12 protein-coding genes, 1 tRNA gene and 2 rRNA genes are annotated in these 18,583 nt (G+C 59.4%); 4 read left to right on the forward strand and 11 right to left on the reverse strand.

Annotated features, from left to right (window positions below):
- Positions 1-99: 99 nt before the first annotated feature.
- Positions 100-819 (reverse strand): GntR family transcriptional regulator, encoded by a 720-nt coding sequence (locus AAAX36_RS07845; RefSeq protein ID WP_035137765.1) that lies wholly within the window; start codon positions 817-819, stop codon positions 100-102.
- 229 nt (positions 820-1,048) lie between these two features.
- Between AAAX36_RS07845 and AAAX36_RS07850 the strand changes: the two genes are divergently transcribed.
- The 4 genes from AAAX36_RS07850 (at position 1,049) to AAAX36_RS07865 (ending at position 5,792) form a co-directional block, all read left to right on the forward strand.
- On the forward strand, positions 1,049-3,499 hold the full coding sequence (locus tag AAAX36_RS07850; RefSeq protein WP_215693337.1) for a PTS transporter subunit EIIC: 2,451 nt from the start codon (positions 1,049-1,051) through the stop codon (positions 3,497-3,499).
- A gap of 125 nt (positions 3,500-3,624) precedes the next feature.
- Positions 3,625-4,638 carry a polyprenyl synthetase family protein gene (locus AAAX36_RS07855; RefSeq protein WP_349074979.1) on the forward strand — a complete coding sequence of 338 codons (1,014 nt, stop codon included), beginning with the start codon at positions 3,625-3,627 and terminating at the stop codon, positions 4,636-4,638.
- 138 nt (positions 4,639-4,776) lie between these two features.
- Entirely contained in the window at positions 4,777-5,682 is a 906-nt protein-coding gene (locus tag AAAX36_RS07860) for a peptidoglycan-binding protein (RefSeq protein ID WP_022094145.1), read from the forward strand.
- Between the two features lie 38 nt (positions 5,683-5,720).
- Positions 5,721-5,792: transfer RNA gene (locus AAAX36_RS07865), tRNA-Gln, on the forward strand.
- A gap of 521 nt (positions 5,793-6,313) precedes the next feature.
- On the opposite strand, the gene AAAX36_RS07870 is transcribed toward AAAX36_RS07865, so the two are convergent.
- The 10 genes from AAAX36_RS07870 to AAAX36_RS07915 all read right to left on the reverse strand — a co-directional run.
- Positions 6,314-8,488, reverse strand: coding sequence for a hypothetical protein (locus tag AAAX36_RS07870; protein ID WP_349074981.1), 2,175 nt, complete (start codon positions 8,486-8,488; stop codon positions 6,314-6,316).
- Positions 8,489-8,671: 183 nt separating this feature from the next.
- Entirely contained in the window at positions 8,672-10,561 is a 1,890-nt protein-coding gene (locus AAAX36_RS07875; protein ID WP_195624839.1) for a carbon starvation protein A, read from the reverse strand.
- A 584-nt stretch (positions 10,562-11,145) separates the two neighbouring features.
- Entirely contained in the window at positions 11,146-13,530 is a 2,385-nt protein-coding gene (gene tsaD / locus AAAX36_RS07880; RefSeq protein WP_349074983.1) for a tRNA (adenosine(37)-N6)-threonylcarbamoyltransferase complex transferase subunit TsaD, read from the reverse strand.
- Positions 13,517-14,023, reverse strand: a complete 507-nt coding sequence (gene tsaE, locus AAAX36_RS07885; protein WP_006235849.1) for a tRNA (adenosine(37)-N6)-threonylcarbamoyltransferase complex ATPase subunit type 1 TsaE — start codon at positions 14,021-14,023, stop codon at positions 13,517-13,519. The genes tsaD and tsaE overlap by 14 nt, the downstream gene beginning before the upstream one ends.
- A 12-nt stretch (positions 14,024-14,035) precedes the next feature.
- Positions 14,036-14,656, reverse strand: coding sequence for a uracil-DNA glycosylase (locus AAAX36_RS07890; protein ID WP_006235848.1), 621 nt, complete (start codon positions 14,654-14,656; stop codon positions 14,036-14,038).
- 8 nt (positions 14,657-14,664) lie between these two features.
- The gene (gene alr / locus AAAX36_RS07895; RefSeq protein ID WP_349074985.1) at positions 14,665-15,810 is read right to left on the reverse strand and encodes an alanine racemase; all 1,146 of its coding nucleotides are present in this window, start codon (positions 15,808-15,810) and stop codon (positions 14,665-14,667) included.
- 2 nt (positions 15,811-15,812) lie between these two features.
- The gene (locus AAAX36_RS07900; protein ID WP_349074987.1) at positions 15,813-17,429 is read right to left on the reverse strand and encodes an NAD(P)H-hydrate dehydratase; all 1,617 of its coding nucleotides are present in this window, start codon (positions 17,427-17,429) and stop codon (positions 15,813-15,815) included.
- The gene (acpS, locus tag AAAX36_RS07905) at positions 17,430-17,969 is read right to left on the reverse strand and encodes a holo-ACP synthase (RefSeq protein WP_117655164.1); all 540 of its coding nucleotides are present in this window, start codon (positions 17,967-17,969) and stop codon (positions 17,430-17,432) included. It lies immediately after the preceding gene.
- 173 nt (positions 17,970-18,142) lie between these two features.
- Positions 18,143-18,258: ribosomal RNA gene (gene rrf / locus AAAX36_RS07910) — 5S ribosomal RNA — on the reverse strand.
- A 148-nt stretch (positions 18,259-18,406) separates the two neighbouring features.
- Positions 18,407-18,583: ribosomal RNA gene (locus tag AAAX36_RS07915) — 23S ribosomal RNA — on the reverse strand; the annotation flags it as partial.

Consider the following 18,583-nt stretch of genomic DNA (forward strand, 5'->3'; position numbering starts at 1 on the left):
GAATGCAGAGAAAACGCCCGGTCAAACCGATGCATCGTCGGTTTGACCGGGCGTTTTCGCTTTGAGGACATGAGTCTCGTCAGGCTGCGAGCTGGCCGGCTATCGCTTGGAGTTGACGCGGTAGTGGAAGATCTCGGGGTGTGTGCGAGTGTGCGTCACCTCAAACAAGATGCCATCCGAGGTGTACGACTGGCTCTCCATGACGGCAACGCAGTTGTATTTGCCGAGGTCAAGATAGCTGCAGTCCTCATCGTTGGCGAGCTCGACACTCACCGTACGACGGCTCGCCATCACTTTGACACCGCGCTTGTGCTCCAGATAGCCGTAAATAGAATCTGCCGCGATCTCGGGGGTCAGGCCCTTGGCGATCGACGCCAAAAAATAGCCATGGTCCACTTGGCGCGCGTTGCCGTTGAGGCTTCGGACACGCACTACGCGAATCAGCTCCTCGCCCACCTTAAAGCCCAGGTGACGAGAGAGTTGCTCGGTGCAAACCAGATGTTCGAAAGACTTAACGTCCGTCGATGCAACGGCATTGTTGCGCTTTGCAAACTCGCCAAACGACTCAACCTCTTCGAGTGCGCCCAACATGTCGGTTTCGCCCTTAAGCCAAATAACGCGCACGCCCTTGCCGTGTATGGGCTGCACAAACATCCCGTCGGCCAGCATACCCAAGGCGCGACGGACGGTATTGCGAGTGCATCCGAACTCCGCGGTCAGCTCGGCTTCGGTTGGCAGCATCTCCTGAAACGCATAGGTCCCATTAATGATGCGCGAGCGTATTTCTCGGTAGATTCCTTCGTATATCGCTTTTGGCATTGTTTCACCTCTACATTATTCATTTCCGGCTAGGCACGATAGCATTTCTTAAAGTTGTTTAAACCGAATATCGGTAAAGCGACAGGATTTAACCGTTGACGGTTTCTGTCATGCCCAAATCGGTTTCGCTCAAAACTGCCGGTACGACAATCGTCTGGTCCTCTACAATGAATCCATTGTTTAAACGTTTCCCCACGCGCAACGCGCCTCGATATTCGGAAGGCAGAACATGCTGCAAAAAATCCAACGCTTTGGCGGGGCAATGTTCGCGCCCGCCATGCTTTTTTCTATATCAGGCCTTATGGTCGGCATCTCCGCCCTCGCAACGTCTGCGGATATCGTCGGCGATCTCGCCGTATACGGAACCCCTTGGTACGTTTTCTGGGCTATCATCCAGCGTGGCTCGTGGACGGTCTTTAAGCGCCTTCCGCTCCTTTTTGCCGTAGCGCTGCCCATCGGCCTTGCCCAAAAGCAGCCGGCACGTTGCTGCCTCGAGGCACTCGTGGCCTATTTTGCCTATTGCTTCTTTTTGAGCGAGATCATCAAGCTGAGCGGAGACAACCTTGGACTTAAGTACCCGTCGTCTTTGACCTCCGCTAGTGGCATCACCATCATCGACGGCATTAAGACGCTCGACACCGGCATTATCGGCCCGCTAGCGGTATCGGCAACCGTCGTCGCCATCCATGACCGCTTCTACGATGCCAAGGTTCCCGATTGGCTCGGCACCTTCTCGGGCTCATCGCTGGTCTACCTCATCAGCTTTTTTGCCGTGTTTGCCCTTGCCGCTATCTCGGCCGCCATCGTGCCCTCCGTATACGCAATGACCGAAACGCTGCGCCATGCACTTACGAGCGTCGGCCCCTTTGGCGTGGGCATCTTTGTGTTTTTGGAGCGAGCGCTCGAGCCCATGGGGCTGCACCACCTGCTCTACATGCCGATCTACTACGACAGCCTGGTCATTAACGACGGCATCTACGCCACGTGGAGCAGCTTGCTCCCTATCCTCTCCCATAGCACGCGCCCCCTTAATGAACTTGCGCCGTGGGCCGGTTTTACCGCCACCGGCTGGGTCAAGCTCTTTGGCCTTCCTGCCATCGCGGCTGCGTTCTACTCCACCGCAAAACCAGAACGCCGCGCCGGCCTCAGGGTCATCCTTGTTCCCGCCATCATCGCCTCGGTGGTTTGCGGCGTTACCGAGCCACTCGAGTTTCTCTTTATGTTCACCCACCCCGGGCTCTTTTTTCTCTACGCCGTCTTATCGTCTTGCCTTGCCACAACCATGAATCTCTTTGGCATCGTCGGCATCTTCTCGGGCGGCCTCATGGAGATGGCAGCCTTCAACTTTATTCCGCTCATGCGCACGCATGCCGGCGCCTATCTTTTGGCGCTCGGTATCGGCCTTGCCTTTAGCCTCATCTTTTTTGTTAGTTTTCGAGCACTCATCTTGATCTATGACCTTAAGACGCCGGGCCGCGAGGATCATGTCGCCAATCGCGCGGCAATCGATCGTTTAACGGAAAGCGGCTTTGCCAAAGAGCAATCTCCCAATGACGAGGTCAATAGTCGATCCGATCAAGATCACATCCTCGCTGAGCGGGTAATTCAGCTTTTAGGTGGTGTTGGCAATATTGTGGGCGCAACCAACTGTGCCACGCGCCTGCGCGTCGAGGTCGCAGACCCTTCCATCGTTGCAGATAACGCGTCGTTTGTCGCGGTGGGCGCCAAGGGCCTCATCATTACGGGCAAGACCGCCCAGGTGATCATCGGCATCTCCGTTCCCCGCGTTAAAGAGCATTTTGACCAGATCATGGGCCTCGAGCCGGAATTTGTGCCCACCACCTCGGCCTCCCCTGCCGCCAGCGCAGCCCATAAGCGCGGCGATATTTGCTTCTTCGATATCGACGGAACGCTCGCCTGGCAAGACCCCAGGCTCGCCCAAGACCTTCCCGAAGACGAGCGGGACCTCTCCCCCTATCCCAACGAGGCGGTTTCGCAGGCAATCCGCGAGTTTGTCGCCAACGGCAACATGGCCTTCATCTGCACAGGGCGCACCCTCAGCTGCATCCACCCCAAACTTCTTGAGCTGCCCTGGACCGGCATCGTCTGTCTTGCGGGCGGTTACGCCGAGATCGACGGACACGCAATTCGCGATCTGTCGATGACACCCAGCATGCTGCAGCATCTTGCCCCCTATCTTGAGCAATCGGGCGAGGTCATCCGCTTTGAGGGCCTCAACGGCGTCGTGCGCATGAGTGCCGATGCCCCCGATGCCCCCGGATACGCGCGCACCCTGGGCGACGCAGTCACGCAGCTGCAACATTACAGTGTCTACAAGATCTTGATGTCTACATCGCTCGCCAACCACATCGCTCAAGATAAGACACTTGAGCCGCTGCTGTGCTTTAACGAGCTCGAACTCGAGGTAACCGAAATCTCGCCCCGCGAATGCACGAAGCGCGGGGGCATCCAGTCTGTACTCGACGCCCTCGATCCCCACCACGGAACCGTATACGGCATTGGCGACGCCAGCAATGACATCTCGCTGATGAACGCCGTCGATGTCGGTATCGCCATGGGCAACGCACCAGACTATCTCAAGGATAAGGCCGATTACGTGACCGACACCGTCGATCACGACGGTGTCGTTGCGGCGCTCGAGCATTTTAGGCTGATTTAGGCACAATCCATCAAACGCACGCCCGTTGTCCTAAATCGCCAAAACTGCCGCGCCAAACGCCCTGATGTGGCAATATGTTGTCTGCATATTGCATCAATGCAACCTAAGAAAGAATGCGAGAACCCGTGTCCAGTCCGTTTACCAGCTTTTTAGCCCAGCACTTTGGCCAGATTAACGACTATCTGGCCACGTTCTTTGACGGACAGGCGACCTCTGCCGATATCGAGCGCTACCTGTATACCCCGCTCTCGACATTTACGGCCAATGCCGGCAAGCGCCACCGCCCGCTCATCTGCATGCTCGCCGCCACCGCGGTAGGTGGCAGCTTTGAGAGCGCCCGCAGCGCGGCGGCAGCTATCGAGCACTTTCAATCGGGAGCGCTTATCCATGACGACATCGCCGACAACGGCCAACTGCGCCGCGGCAAGCCCTGCATGCACCTTACCGAGGGCACGGGGCTTGCCATCAACTGCGGCGACCTAGCGCTCACCATGGTCACCAAGACGGTTCTCGACGACCCCACGCTCGAGGCAGACGTGAAACTCCGCGTGCTCCACGAGCTCACCGAGATGATCGTTCGCACCATCGAGGGCCAGGCGCTCGACTTGGGCTGGGTCCGCGACGGGCGCTTTGACATCTCGGTCGACGATTATCTGGACATGGCGACGCACAAGACCGCGTACTACAGCGGAGCCACGCCACTTGCCACCGGAGCCATCATTGGCGGAGGCAGCGAGGAGCAGATTGAGGCACTGCGCGCCTTTGGCCTGCACACGGGCCTTGCCTTCCAGATCCAAGATGATCTGCTCAACTTGATCGGCACCAAGGAGGCCGCCAACAAGGACTTCCGCACCGATATCACCGAGGGCAAGCGCACGCTTGTCGCCGTACACGCCCTCTCTGATGAGCGCCACCACGACGAGGTCGAGGCGATTCTTTCCTCGGGCACCGAGGACCCCGCGCAGCTCGCACGCGCCGTGGAGATCTTCCAGGAGACCGGCTCCATCGATTACGCCCACATTTACGCGCTCGACCTGACCGCTAAGGCCAAAGCGGCCATCGAGAACGTTGAGCTTGATCCGCACGCACGCGAGCTGTTCCTCTCCATGGCAGATTTCTTTGTGGAGCGCCTTAACTAACGGGGGTTATAAAACCTGTCAGCAGCGTATTTAGGCACAACTTGCTACACTGTTGAGTGCATGTTTATGCATCCCTTTGCGTTGTCTATCCGACAGACGCTCAAATAGTACGAATGGTACGCCGAAAGGGGTTCGTTCATGGAACCTATTACAACGGGCATGCAAGGAGCAGCCGTCGAAGACGTGCAGTCTCGTCTCCTGCAGCTCGGCTACACGATTGATGCCGCCGAAGTCACCGACAAGTACTTTGGAGCCACCACTGAGCAGGCCGTCAGCACCTTCAGGCTCGACAGCGGCCTTGCTGCCGGTCATGCCGTCGATATCCCCTGCTGGAGCGCCCTTGTAGACGCTTCGTATAAGCTGGGCGACCGCACTCTCTATCTGCGCATGCCCAATTTCCATGGCGCCGATGTGCAGGCCCTGCAGCGCGCTCTCAACGTTTTGGGCTTTGCCTGTGGCGAAGACGACGGCTACTTTGGTCCGCATACCGAGGCCGCCCTGCAGCAGTTCCAGGAAAATGTCGGCCTGTTTGCCGACGGCATGGCCTTCCAGGACACCTACGCCTACATCAACCGCCTGCACCATGTGTGGGAGGGCAAGCCCTCGGTCACCGAAGCCGAGTCCCGTATCGGTTTTGCTCGCGCCGCCAACGTGCTCGAGCGCTTCCAGATTGCCGTTATCGGCGAGGACCCCATCGCACGCAGCGTTGCGTCGCGCATGTGGAATATCGCCACGGCAACGACCGACAACAGCGGCATGATGCTCTGCGACTCCGAGGTCCCAACCGACGTTGACCTAGTGCTCGAGATCGCAAGCGATGAGCTGCCCGCCGACGCCGCACCGCGCGCCACGATTGCCCTCGCCGAGTGCCACAACCTGGCCCAGCGCATCCGCACTGCCAATGTCGCCGCGCAGCAGAAGCCGGCTCGCATTCGCATTGAGCTCACGGGCATGACGCGCTACAACGGCACCTTCACGGCCAGCGACGCGCAGACACTCGCCGTACGCCTGCTCGACGGCGTTTGCGATGCCCTCGCAGATTAGGTAAACTAAACGAGTTGCTTTTGGGCAACACCACACATTGGGACGTAGTTCAACGGTAGAACTCCGGTTTTTGGTGCCGGCTGTTGGGGGTTCGAATCCCTCCGTCCCAGCCCTTAAGAACACAGCGCTCCAGGCCCTTATGAACCTGGAGCGCTTTCTTGTGGGCAAGCGGAGGAATTCGAACCCGCAAGGGTGCGGAGCTGAGGAAACGCGAAGCGTTTTCCAGCGCAGCACGCAAGGAGCGAAGCGACGCAGCGGGGCGCGGCCGCCGAAAAGGCGGACGCGGAATCCCTCCGTCCCACAGCCGGCACTTGGGGACGTTCCTAAAGTGCCGGCACTAAAGGAACGTCTCCAAGTGCCGGCCTCCCAAAAATCTACCTTTAAAAGACAGGCGCCCCAGGCCCATAAGGACCAAGAGCGCCTTTCATCTAGAAAATATCAGCCCAGTTCCGAAAAGCGAGCCGCATGCGACAACCAAGTAGCCGCAGGCCCCGGGAGAGTGGGGACACCGGCTTAGGTTTATCGCGAGTTCCGCACGAACAGGAGGCCACTTAATGTGGCCTCCGTCGTGAGCAGGACTGTAGAGCAGGAAACCTAAGCCGGTGTCCCCACTCTCCCGGGGCCGAACGCCCTAGTTGTTGAGCATGCGATCGAAGCTTCCCGAGTCGCCATCCCGATAGTCTGCGGTCATCAGGATCTCCTGCGGAATGCGCCCGCCCTCGCGCAGCACGTTGCGGAACTGCACGCGCGTAACCATGGGCAGATCCTTGATCGTCGCCGCCAGGTTCTGCGGCACGCCCTGGTTGGCAGCCGCGGGCTCGCACTCGCCGCCGGCCTTCACGCGACGCTTATGCTCGGCGAGCATGGCACGGTACATGCCGGCATGCAGGCGAATCTCAACCACATTGGCATTGCGAGCCTGCTCGACGATGCGCGCGCCCTCGCGATCGATATCGCCCACGTAGTAGACGTAGTTAAAGCGATAGCCAATCTCGGCCAGATAATCATCCAGTGCGTGCGAGACGCTCGCTTTGCAGCCGCCGCCAAAAATCACGCCGCCCACCTTGATGCCAAAGAGCTTGGCGTGCTTGCGGCCACGCAGCAGCTTGACGATTTCGTCGTAGGTGTCCAGGTTCTCGACCATAATGAACGGCTTGTCGGCTCCCAGCGTAAAGAAGCCCGTAAAGTGCACGGGACGATTGGGGGCGACCTTGATCGCCTGCATGCTGATGCCCTTTTCGGTCATACGCCTGATCAGGCGCTCACCGTGCTTGCCGTCAAAAGCCTTCTCGTCGTTAAAGATCTGGTAGGCACGCTGGCGGCGCGAGGCAACCGGCGTATCGGCACCTCGGTTCTGCTCGATCCAAGCCTGGATGATTGCGATTTCCTCGGCAATCTTGCGGTTGGACATCTCGTTGTGCTGAGTGCGCTGCGGAGCCTTTTTGCCGTCCTTGCCCTCGACCTTTACGATCTGTGTCTGCTGCTCCTTGATCTTGGAGAGCGCCATAGGCGTGGGGACAACCTTGAGCAGCTGCCTGCCTAAAACGCGGGCAAGGGCAAACGCCGAGACCTCGCCGTGGGCGGCCGACTCGGGCTGCTGGGCAGCAGTATCTACTGCGGCAGACTCCGGCTTCTTCTGAGACTTGCGCTTAGAATCGCCTTGGGAATTGCGCTCGCGCTTCGGCATAGACGCCTGCTTCTGCGGACGATCGGACTTGCTCTCCTTCGCTGACTGGCGCTTAGGCTGCCCCGAAGAAACCTCGGCCTTCGCATCCTCGTTCTGCGGCGTGGTCTTCTCGGTTGCAGTCTCGGCATGGGAACTGCGGCCTCCACGATGGCGACGGCGGCGAGGCTTGCTCGACGCGCTCTGCTCCGTCTGCTCATCAGTAGGCTGCTGGCCCTTGGCCTCGGCATCAACCTCAAGCTGCGGCTCAACAGGCTTTTGCTCGCGAGCCACCGGCTCAACGGCCTTCTCGTCCTGGGTGGTCGAAACCGACTCGCCCTTCTCCTGACGCTTTACGGGATACGCACGTCCCGCAAAACCGCGGCCGGGACGACACGAACCCGGAACCTTCTTGGCAGACTCCTCAACATCGTCTGCAACCTCAGAAGACTCTTCAACCTCACGCGCGGCATCCTGCGCTGCAGCCTTAAAGTGAGCACCGCGACGACGCTTGGGCTCTTGGGCCTCAACGGGCTTTTGCTCCTTCGTGGGCTTCTGCGACTCGGCAGCAACCTCGGTCTCAACAGCCTCGGCATCCGTCTCGCCCTTTCGAGCAACGGCGCGACGGAAGCGCTCCTGCTGGGCGCGGCGCTGTGCATCGCGCTTGCCGCCCCCGCCAAAACCGCCGCGTCCTGCCTTGGCCGTAAAGGCACGCACGACGTTCTCATCGAGCAACTCATCGGTATCGACATGCTCACGCGGAGCAGCTTCTTCCACAGCAGGCACGTCAGCGGAATCCTCGACGACAAAATCCTCGACGGACTCGGCAGGCTGCTCCTGGGCATCGCGGATCTCGGCATTGATGGTATAGAACGCCGGGCGCCCGTTAATGCCGCTACCCTCGATCTTGGTCACGATATTTGCCGCGATAAGCTCATCGCGCATCGCCTTGGTGTCACATTCCTTATCGACGGAGCGGAAAATTTGCGCCAGCGCGCTCGACTTGATCTTGAGCGCCTTGCGGCAAAGCAGGTCGTAGGCAACCAGCTTGGCACGCTCAGCAGAAAGCGATGTCTGGCTGCTCAGACGCTCAGCCAGGGCATCGACATTATTTTGGTTATCGGAATATACCGTCTTGGCCACGGGGCCCCTTTCATATGCACACATATACGTCTATATGGTACAACGCGCGCCCTTATCCACGCAAAACATCTGCGAGAGCACTCGAGCGTCACCCGCTTTTGCATGAAAAAAGACCGAGCCCGCGAAGTCGCGGACCCGGTCTTTCCGAGTCAAATGGATGGGAGATTCAACCCGTCCGACCGACTAGGCCTTGGCGGCCTCGGCGTCAGCGGGAGCCTCGGCGGCAGCGGCGCGACCGTACTCGGCCTTGCCCATCTCGGACCACTCGGGCTCCTCATCAGGCATGGAGCCAGCCTCCTTGCCAAAGAACTCCTTGAGGCAGTTGACGGCGACGATGAGGCCCAGGACCATCAGCAGGACGGCAAAGACGAGCTGCAGGCCCTTGGTGGCGGCGACGGAGACGACGGCCGTGGTGGCGGTAGCCGGGATGGTGCCGAAGAAGCCGTAAGCCTGGACGGCGGCCATGCAGCCCATGGCGCTCTGGACCAGCGAGGTGAAGGTGCAGCAGAGCAGGAAGGCGACGGGCACGTAGAGCATCCAACCCTTGCGGCCGGTGCACTTGCAGAACACGGCGAGGGTGATCATGGTCATGCCGCCGAGCAGCTGGTTGGAAGCACCAAAGAGCGGCCAGATGTTGGCATAGCCACCAAAAGCGAGGGCGAGACCGGGAAGCAGGGTGACGACCGTGGCGAACCAGGGGTTGCCGAGGACCTTCATGTAGCCGGCCTTGGACTCGATGGCCAGGGCGTCGTTGGTCTGGGCAAAGAACTCGGAGAACGAGGTGCGGGCGATGCGGGCGACGGCGTCGAGCGAGGTCAGGGCCAGAGCGGAGACGTTCATGGTCATGAAGACGGTAGCGAGCGTGCCGTCAACACCGAAGGCCTGCATACCGCGGGAGATGCCAGCGGCGAAGATCTGGAACGGGGTGGAAGCGACACCGGCGTTGAGGGCGCCGGTACCGGCGGTGTTCATATCGGAGAACATGATGCCGGCAACGATGATGGCAAGGATGCCGACGAAGGACTCGACGATCATTGCGCCGTAACCGACCTTGACGGCGTCCTGCTCCTTCTCGACCTGCTTGGAAGAGGTGCCGGAAGAAACGAGGCTGTGGAAACCGGAGAGAGCACCGCAAGCGACGGAGACGAACAGGACCGGGAACATCATGCCGGAGGCAGTGGAGAAGCCGGTGAAGACCGGAGCGGTGATAGTGGCCTGACCGTTGACGCCCAGGACGACGATGCCGAGGACAGCGCAGACGATCATGACGATCATCATGATGGAAGTGAGGTAGTCACGCGGGGTCTTGAGCATCTGGATGGGCATAGCGCCAGCGAAGACCAGGTAGACCATGACGACGGCGAACCACTGGAACTTATCCAGGTAGACCGGAAACTGCATACCGACGGCGAACATGAGAACCATGAGGACCACGCCGGTGACGAACTCGGCAGCGCCGGTGAGGTTGAACTTCTTCTGGGCCCAACCAAAGGCGATAGCGACGAAGGTGAACAGGATGGAGATGGTACCAGCGCAGCCGGCGGCATAGGACTTGGTGAAGTCGATGGCACCGGTAGCAGCACCAGAAGCGTCAACGGCCGGGGTGAACATGAACGTCTTGCAGACCATGTCGGTAAAGGCGGCGATGACGATGATGCAGAACAGCCAGCAGAACAGCAGGAACAGGCGACGGCCGGTCTTGCCGATATACTTCTCGATGAGCTGAGCGAGTGACTTGCCGTTGTTCTTCATCGAAGCGTACAGGGCACCAAAGTCGTGGACGGCGCCAAAGAAGATGCCGCCGACGAGGACCCAGAGCACGACGGGCAGCCAGCCAAAGGCCATGGCGACGATCGTACCCGTGACAGGGCCAGCACCGCAGATCGAGCTGAACTGGTGCGAAAACGCAGTGAAGGCGGAGACGGGCGAGAAGCTGTTGCCGTCCTTCATGCGCTTGGCCGGCGTGAGGGCCTCTTTGTCAACGCCCCACTTGTTGGCCAGCCAGCGGCCGTAGCCCAGATAGCCGCAGGCGAGCACCGCCGCGGCCACAACCATGAGCAAAACTCCGTTCATTACATTTCCTCCTCTAAAAAGAACTTCCCAGACATAAAAAATGAGGGCCGTCGGTTGCGCTCGACGGCCCTCATCTTCATCAGCCGCCCGTTATCGTACGGGCTAGCTGTATGTGCTAACCCGCATCAGATAATTACTACGCTGATAATGTTTAGCTGATGCGTGAACATGTCTAAGAAATCCTCTTCAATCATGATGCGAACGATCCGTGCGTGTTCACATCCCCCAGTGGTTGAAAAGGAGTATGAAACTTTAGTTACCTAAAGTCAACGCAAATTTGTAATGAAATTTCAACTTTTTTGGATTTCTCGGTATAAAACGCCATTGACCTCGGACTTTACCCCACGACAGTTTTTGCATGAGAGATGCCCCTGAGAGCCGCGGGAGCCGGACGTTGTCGACGCCAAACCAGCCCAGAAGCTATATCGATACAGAAAGGTCCCCGGACGGAGGGGCCGGATATAAGGTTTATCGCGAGTTCCGCACGCAAAGAAGGCCACTTAATGTGGCCTTCGTCTTGCGCAGGACTGTAGAGCAGGAAACCTTATATCCGGCCCCTCCGTCCGGGGACCGCGCCGTACCAGCTACAGCGTCATGTTCGGATCGGCGTCAACATCGAACGGCGAGATTTCGCCTCGGTCGAATTTACGGCGAGCGACCTCCGCGATCATGGCTGCGTTATCGGTACAGGCAGACAAGGGCGGCACCGTTACGCGAATCCCCTGACGCCCAAGCTTCTTGATCATCATCTCGCGCAGATGCGGGTTGGCCGAGACGCCGCCACCGATGCAGTATTCCTTGCATCCGGTAGCGTGCAGTGCGTTTTTGGCCTTCTTGTACTGCACGTCAAAGACAGCTGCCTCAAACGAAGCTGCCAGATCGGGCAGGTGAATCGTGCGCCCGGCCTTGGTCTCCTGTTCAATGTAGAGCGTCACAGCGGTTTTAAGGCCCGAAAGCGAGAAGCGATAGTCTCCCCTGCTGTTAAGCGCACGGGGGAAATCGATCGCCTTGGGGTTGCCCGTCTCGGCCAGCTTGGAAATGATGGGGCCACCGGGATAGCCCAGACCCAACGCCTTGGCTACCTTGTCGAAGGCCTCGCCCACAGCGTCGTCGAGCGTCTCACCGAGCACCTCGTAGTCGCCCCACGCCTTCACGTGCACGAGCATGGTGTGCCCACCCGAGACAAGCGTGAAGATAAACGGCGGTTTGAGGTCGGGTTGCGCCAGCAGGTTGGCAAACAGATGCCCCTCCAGATGGTTGACGCACACGAGCGGCTTGCCAGCAGCGTAGGCAAAGCCCTTGGCGAAGGCGACGCCAACCACGAGCGCGCCCACCAGGCCCGGACCCTGCGTCACGCCCACGGCGGCAAGCTCACTTGGTGCAATGGCTCCGCCCGTAAGGCCCAGCGATGCTGCGGCATCCTCGAGCGCCGCATCCACGACACTCACAATCACCTCAACGTGCTTGCGCGAGGCGATTTCGGGCACCACGCCGCCAAAACGGGCATGGAAATCAATCTGCGTCGACACCTGGTTGGCCAGCATATTGCCATCCGCATCGATAATCGCCACGGCCGTCTCGTCGCAGGAACTCTCGATAGCGAGCACTAGGCGGCGGCGCTCAATTTCGGCACGCTCCCCCTCGGAGCGCCCAGGCGCAGGCAGCGGCCATACGCGCTGCTCTGCCGCCGTCGGCTCGGGCGAAGCATTGTCGACCGGAAGCACCAGGGGCAGCGGCGCCGTCATGACGATGGCATCCTTGCCGACACCGTAGTAGCCGCGGCGACGGCCAGCCTCGGTAAAGCCCAGAGCGTTATAAAGCGCGATCGCCCCCTCGTTACCGTCCTCGACCTCGAGCGAAGCCGTGGTGCAGCCGAGCATCTGGGCATCATAGCTCACGTGCGACAGCAGCTTGCGGGCAATGCCCTCACGGCGATGTGCCGGGTCGACGGCGACATCCAGAATCTGCACATCACCGTCCACGACCATACCGCCGGCAAGGCCCAGCAGCTTGCCATCGTCGTGTGCCACCCACCAACTACGCGGCGCAGCGACGTCCTCGCCCAGTTCGGACAGGAACATGCCCGGCGTCCACGCCTCGTGTCCGGCACCTTCAAAGCAGGCAGCCTCCAGCGCGCTCGCGCCCTCGGCATCCGCCGCGCCCATGGGACGGAACTGCAGATGACGACCGGCGAGCTCATCGGCAACGCCCGTAATTTCGCTCTGTGCACTCTCAGCAAGACCAAGACGCTTGCGCTCGTTTTCCTCGGCATCCGAAAGGCGCGTGTAAATCGGCAGGACGCGGGCCGGATCGCCGTCACCCGCAGCGTGCGCGAGCAGCAAGCCCTCGCCCGAAGGCCACCACAGGTCGCACTCCACGCAGCGGGCGGTCTCGTCCTCACCCAGCAGCTTGCCATAGCGCACGAGACCGTCACCGGTCAGCTGAACCTGGTCCCAGTCCGCTGTTTGGCGCCACTCATCGAGCGCCACGGCGGCCTTGACCACGTGTTCGCGCTCAAATTGACGCTCGGGGCCCTCATCGACCAGCATATACAGCGCCGGATATACCTCACCGCGCATAGCATCGGCCAAGATACCAAGCTTGCCGCGCACGCCAGCCTTCCACGCCGTCCAAGCGCAAGCGTCGAGCGTCGACACGCCCAGCAGCGGAACATTGGCACCACGTGCGAGGCCCTTGGCAGTGGAGATGCCGATGCGCACACCCGTAAACGACCCCGGACCGCGGCCGACCACGTAGCAACCAACATCGCTGCGATCCAGACCGGTTTGAGCCAGCACGCCATCAACGGTATTCACGAGCTCAACGTTGGCGTGACGGCGACACATGTGGTCGCCACTCACGAGCTTCGTCTCGCCCGTCTGCCCATCAATCCAGCTTGCCGCGCAGGCAAGCATGTCGGTCGAGGTATCGAGCGCCACCACCAGCGCGTTGTCGTTATGCAAGCTCATCTTGTACAGCCTTATCAATCAAATGGGAAAGCTCCATTGCGCGGTCACCGTGCGCCTCAAGTGTTATCGTTCGCACATCGCTGTCGCCCTCATCACGCTTGAGCGTCACCGAAAGATACTCATCCGTCAGCTCGTCCTGGAATTGTTCGCCCCATTCCAGCAGGCAAGCACCCTCATAGCCCAGCACATCGAAAATGCCCGTATCCTCGAGCTCGTAGGCATGCTCCAGGCGGTATAGATCAAAGTGAAACAGCGGAATACGACCTTGATCGTGAACGGCCATGAGCGCAAACGTAGGACTCGTAACCATATGCCCATCGCCCAGCCCGCGCGAGACGCCCTTGGTAAAGTGAGTTTTGCCCACTCCCAGGCCACCGGTCAGGATGAGCACATCGCCGTCCTCAAGGCACGGTGCAATTAGCTCGCCAAAGTACTCCGTATCGGCAGCGCAAGTCGTTTTGTAAGTACCTACCCCCAGGCGCTCCAGGGACATATATGCTCCTTATTATTCCGAGGCGTCCTCTGGTGCGGGATGTCGCTCCAGATAGTCGCCCAGCATCTTAAAGTCTTCCTCCAGCAGCTCCTGCCACGCCGGATTGCGCAGCGCTGCTGCCGGATGAAAAGTGGGCATTACTACAAAATGCCCCATCTGGTGGAACCTGCCGCGCAGCTTAGTAATGCCAATCTCGGTCTTAAGCACAAAGTGCGTCGCGGGGTTGCCGAGCGTCACGATAATATCAGGCCAGATGCTTCGAATCTGCTCACGCAAAAACGGCGAGCAAGCCAGCACTTCCTCGGGACGCGGATTGCGGTTTCCCGGCGGGCGGCACTTAAGCACGTTGGCAATGTAGACGTCTTCGCGTTTGAGCCCCGCCAGCGACAAAATGCCGTTGAGGTCCTCGCCTGCCGCCCCCACAAAGGGCTCGCCCTGCAAATCCTCATTGCGGCCCGGCGCCTCACCAATAAACATCACGCGAGCGCGGGGGTTTCCCACGCCAAACACGATATTGTGACGCGACTGGTAGAGCTGGCAGAGGTGACAATCGCCCAGAACGGCCTCAATTTCCTCGAGTGCGACCTCACGTGGTGCCTGATGGGTATGGCCGGGGATGTGCATGACGCCCATAGCGGCTCCTACACGTAGACCTTGTCGAGACGCATGCCAAAGTCGCAGGCGACCTCGTAGTTAATCGTTCCGCGCAGTCGGGCCATCTCGTCCACAGTGATCTCGGCATCGCCATCGCGGCCGACAATGATCATCTCGTCACCATACTCGGCCTCGGGAATCTCGTGTGCCGGGTTGGACTGAATGGCGACCATAAACTGGTCCATGCAGATATTGCCAACCTGATGCACGCGCTCGCCGCGATACAGCACATCCATACGATTGGAAAGTGTACGCGATAGGCCGTCGGCATAACCGATCGGCAGCGTGCAGATCTGAACGCGCGTACGCGGTACGCGGTAGGTAAAACCGTAGCCCACGCCTTCACCCATCGCAGGGTGTGCCACGCGCGTCACGCGCGCATGGACGCTCATAACGGGATCAAGCTGCATCACGCGGCCACTCAGCTCGCACGGCTGCATGCCATACAAGCCAACGCCGGCGCGAATCATATCAAAATGCATCGAGGGGTCGAGCATCGAGGACGGCGTGTTGGCGCAGTGCACGATACCGCACTCAAAACCCGCATCCTTAATGGCCTGAACGGCCTCGGTAAAGCGCTGACACTGCAGCTTGTAGTCCCAGCCCGAAGGTTCATCGGCCGTGGCGAAGTGCGTAAATACGCCGTCGCACTGAATACCGCGATGGAAATTTATACCGCGGACAAAGTCGAGCACCTGCGTGTAGTGAACGCCGATACGATTCATGCCCGTCTCGATGGCGAGATGATACTTGCCCACTTTGCCCGCCGCGACGGCACATTCGCCATACGCAAGAGCAAAGTCAGACGTATAGACCGAGGGCATGATATCAAACTCGAGCAACGTCGGAATGGCCTCGATAGGCGGCTCGCTTAGGATGAGGATGGGTTTCGTAATCCCGCCCTGTCGGAGCTCAACGCCCTCGTTAACCGTCGCCACGGCAAACATGTCAGCACCGGCCGAATACATGATCTTGGCGCACTCAACAGCTCCATGACCATAAGCATCGGCCTTGACCACGCAGCACAGGCGCTGACGTGGATTCAGCAAGTTCTTATAGGCCCTCGTGTTGCGACGTAGCGCCCCGCGGTCGATCTCGACCCAGGACCAGCGCGTCAAATCGGCTTTATTCATGATTAGTCATCCGACCCTTCGTCCATGATTCCCAGATCTTCGAGCGCATCCTTTGCCGCCAGTTCCATGGCGGGACCGATCAAGTCGATAAGATCGGTCGCGATGACGCTCTTCTCACCATACTCCGTCGCCGCGGCAAACCCGGCGTAGCTGTGAAGTGCGACGGCGTACGAATACAGCAACTCCCAACGATCCATCTCGTCGCGCATGGTGGCAAGCGTGCCAGCCAAAATACCCGCGAGAACATCGCCCGAACCGGCAGTTGCCAGACAAGCCGGACCCGAGAGCGGCAGCAGCACACGCTCAACGCCACAGATAGCCGTCGTCGGCCCCTTGGCAATGACCACCAGATTGTCGGAGCCTGCAGCCCAGACAACCTTCTGCGCGGCCGCAATCGCGGTACCAAGGTCGTTCACCTCGTCACCGGCAACCAGACGCGAAAGCTCACGATAGTGCGGCGTCATAACCAACGGCTGCTCGCGACGATACATCTCGGGATTACTATCAATACCGTCAATGGCAATCTTAGCAAGGCAGTTGAGTGCATCGGCATCCAAAATAAGCGGTACATCAAGCTCGAGCAAGCCCGAAACCACCTGCATAGCGCCGGCAGACGTCGTCATACCGGGACCGCACAGTACGCAGCTGTACTTCTTTGCAATCTCGCACACCGTCATGCGCGCAGCGGCGCCAAAGGAGCCGCGGGAATCAGACGGAATAGCAAAGACGGGAATCGAAGGAAGTGCCATGCGAATAAGATTAGCGCAGGCGTCAGGAGCCGCGACTGCCACGTAACCAGCACCCGCGCGAGCTGCAGACTTGGCCGCCATAATTGCAGCACCAGGATATTGCGCAGATCCGGCGACAATAAGCACAGAGCCACGGGAATACTTATCGATATTCGTAGGAAGTGGAGCAAAGTAATCAACTAAGTCACCGGGCTCGACAATCTCGGCGGCGTGGTCGACATCATCGATGACCTCGTCAAGACGGTCGTAAAGATTGCCACAGATCAAATCGCCAGCATACTCAGGGCCATCAGCGCTATACAGACCAATCTTGGGCGCAATCATCGTCACCGTATGCTCGGCACGAATGCAGTCGTCATCAACAACGCCCGTCTCGGCATTCAGGCCCGAGGGGACATCAATGGATACGACACAATCGGCGCATTCATTGACCGTAGGAATCCAGATGGAGAACGGCGCACGCAGATTCCCATGGAAACCGGTACCAAAAATGGCATCGACAACAACATCGGCCTTATCGATCAAAACCTCGAGTTCGTCGCGCGAGGGGCCGACGCAAACGTGCACATCGCGGCCGGCAGTACGACGAGCAACATGACGTGCCAGAGCAGCAGGAATCTCATCCGGCTCAACCGGAGAAACGATATCGACGTCCACACCCTTATGGCTCAGAATATCGGCGGCAACCCAACCGTCGCCGCCATTATTACCAAAACCGACCAGAACGAGAACCCGATCGGGATTGAGCTTCAAGACCTCGTTGGCGGCAAACTCACCCGCTAGCTCCATAAGCTCGGCCTTCGAAGTCCCTTCGCGTTCGATGATATCCTCGAGACGAACGACTTCTTCGGCACTCAAAACCGGTTTCATCTATGCTCCTAGCGTATCTTGCGAAGCATCGCCCAGGTGCTCCGTCAATGCTGAATTCTGCAGCTGCTCAAGCTCATCTAAAACAGAGCGAGCCTCTTTAAATGTCTGCGCAACGCGTTTCTTGGTGCTCACCTTTTCATCTTTTGGCTTAGGCCGAGCATCTTCGGTAATCGCGATGGCATTCGCAACGGCCAAGTCTCCCGTAAGCGTAATGGAAAGAGCGACCTCAACAACACCCAGTTCTTGAGCGATCTCGAGAGCACGGCCCGAAAGCAGCGCCTTCGGTTTGCCGAGTTTATCACGCGTTACCGAAACATCCTTGCGACCCACGCCTTGACTAAAACCCGTGCCGAGAGCTTTAAGCACCGCCTCGCGCGAAGCAAAGCGGCTCGCATAGTGAGCGGCGGGGCGCGATGACGCATCGCAATACGCACGCTCTTCTTCGGTAAACACACGCCGAGCAAACGACGGCGTCTTTTCAAGTATTGATTTCATACGGGAAATCTCGACGATATCAACGCCGATACCAGCTTCAGCCATGTTCACCTCCATATCGCACAGACTAAGTTATTGTAGCCCGTTCACAGAAGATGCGACAAACGAGGGTTATAAAACACAGCTACTATGTGAGACAAAAGCCCATAAACGCAAAAAAGGGGGAGGCCGCGAGGCCTCCCCCTTCCAAGTTCGATGACGGCTCGGTGCCGTCCACCGGTCAGCGGCGCCCTGGCCTCCCACGGGCTGACCCCGCAGTACTCTCGGCGCGATGGGGCTTAGCTTCCGGGTTCGGAACGGGACCGGGCGTGCCCCCCATGCTCTGGCCGCTGACCGGTGGGCGGCGCCCACCGTTACGGTGTCCTGGGTCTCACTCTACACGTGCCCTGGGGGCCGCATGGCGCATAGGGGAGATGACTCGGGGGCATCCTCGTGCCCGGACCGCGCCTAAGAGCGCATGTCCCGCGGGCCGCGAGGTGCGGTTCCGGAAGAGCTCGGGCGATTAGTGCGGCTCGGCTGAGGCTGTCGCCAGCCTTGCACCTGCCGTCTATCGACCAGGTAGTCTACCTGGGCCCTTACCGGAAGGAGAACTAATCCCTGGAACGGCTTCCCGCTTAGATGCCTTCAGCGGTTATCCGCGCCGCACGCGGCTACCCGGC

This window comes from Collinsella sp. CLA-ER-H10 (genome assembly GCF_040092475.1).
Taxonomy (GTDB): domain Bacteria; phylum Actinomycetota; class Coriobacteriia; order Coriobacteriales; family Coriobacteriaceae; genus Collinsella.

Bases quoted from the DNA above. Each gene is read 5' to 3' on its own strand.
- AAAX36_RS07845 (WP_035137765.1), bottom strand. From the start codon at position 819: ATGCCAAAAGCGATATACGAAGGAATCTACCGAGAAATACGCTCGCGC.
- AAAX36_RS07850 (WP_215693337.1), top strand. From the start codon at position 1,049: ATGCTGCAAAAAATCCAACGCTTTGGCGGGGCAATGTTCGCGCCCGCC.
- AAAX36_RS07860 (WP_022094145.1), top strand. From the start codon at position 4,777: ATGGAACCTATTACAACGGGCATGCAAGGAGCAGCCGTCGAAGACGTG.
- AAAX36_RS07875 (WP_195624839.1), bottom strand. From the start codon at position 10,561: ATGAACGGAGTTTTGCTCATGGTTGTGGCCGCGGCGGTGCTCGCCTGC.
- tsaD (WP_349074983.1), bottom strand. From the start codon at position 13,530: ATGAGCTTGCATAACGACAACGCGCTGGTGGTGGCGCTCGATACCTCG.
- tsaE (WP_006235849.1), bottom strand. From the start codon at position 14,023: ATGTCCCTGGAGCGCCTGGGGGTAGGTACTTACAAAACGACTTGCGCT.
- AAAX36_RS07890 (WP_006235848.1), bottom strand. From the start codon at position 14,656: ATGGGCGTCATGCACATCCCCGGCCATACCCATCAGGCACCACGTGAG.
- alr (WP_349074985.1), bottom strand. From the start codon at position 15,810: ATGAATAAAGCCGATTTGACGCGCTGGTCCTGGGTCGAGATCGACCGC.
- AAAX36_RS07900 (WP_349074987.1), bottom strand. From the start codon at position 17,429: ATGAAACCGGTTTTGAGTGCCGAAGAAGTCGTTCGTCTCGAGGATATC.
- acpS (WP_117655164.1), bottom strand. From the start codon at position 17,969: ATGGCTGAAGCTGGTATCGGCGTTGATATCGTCGAGATTTCCCGTATG.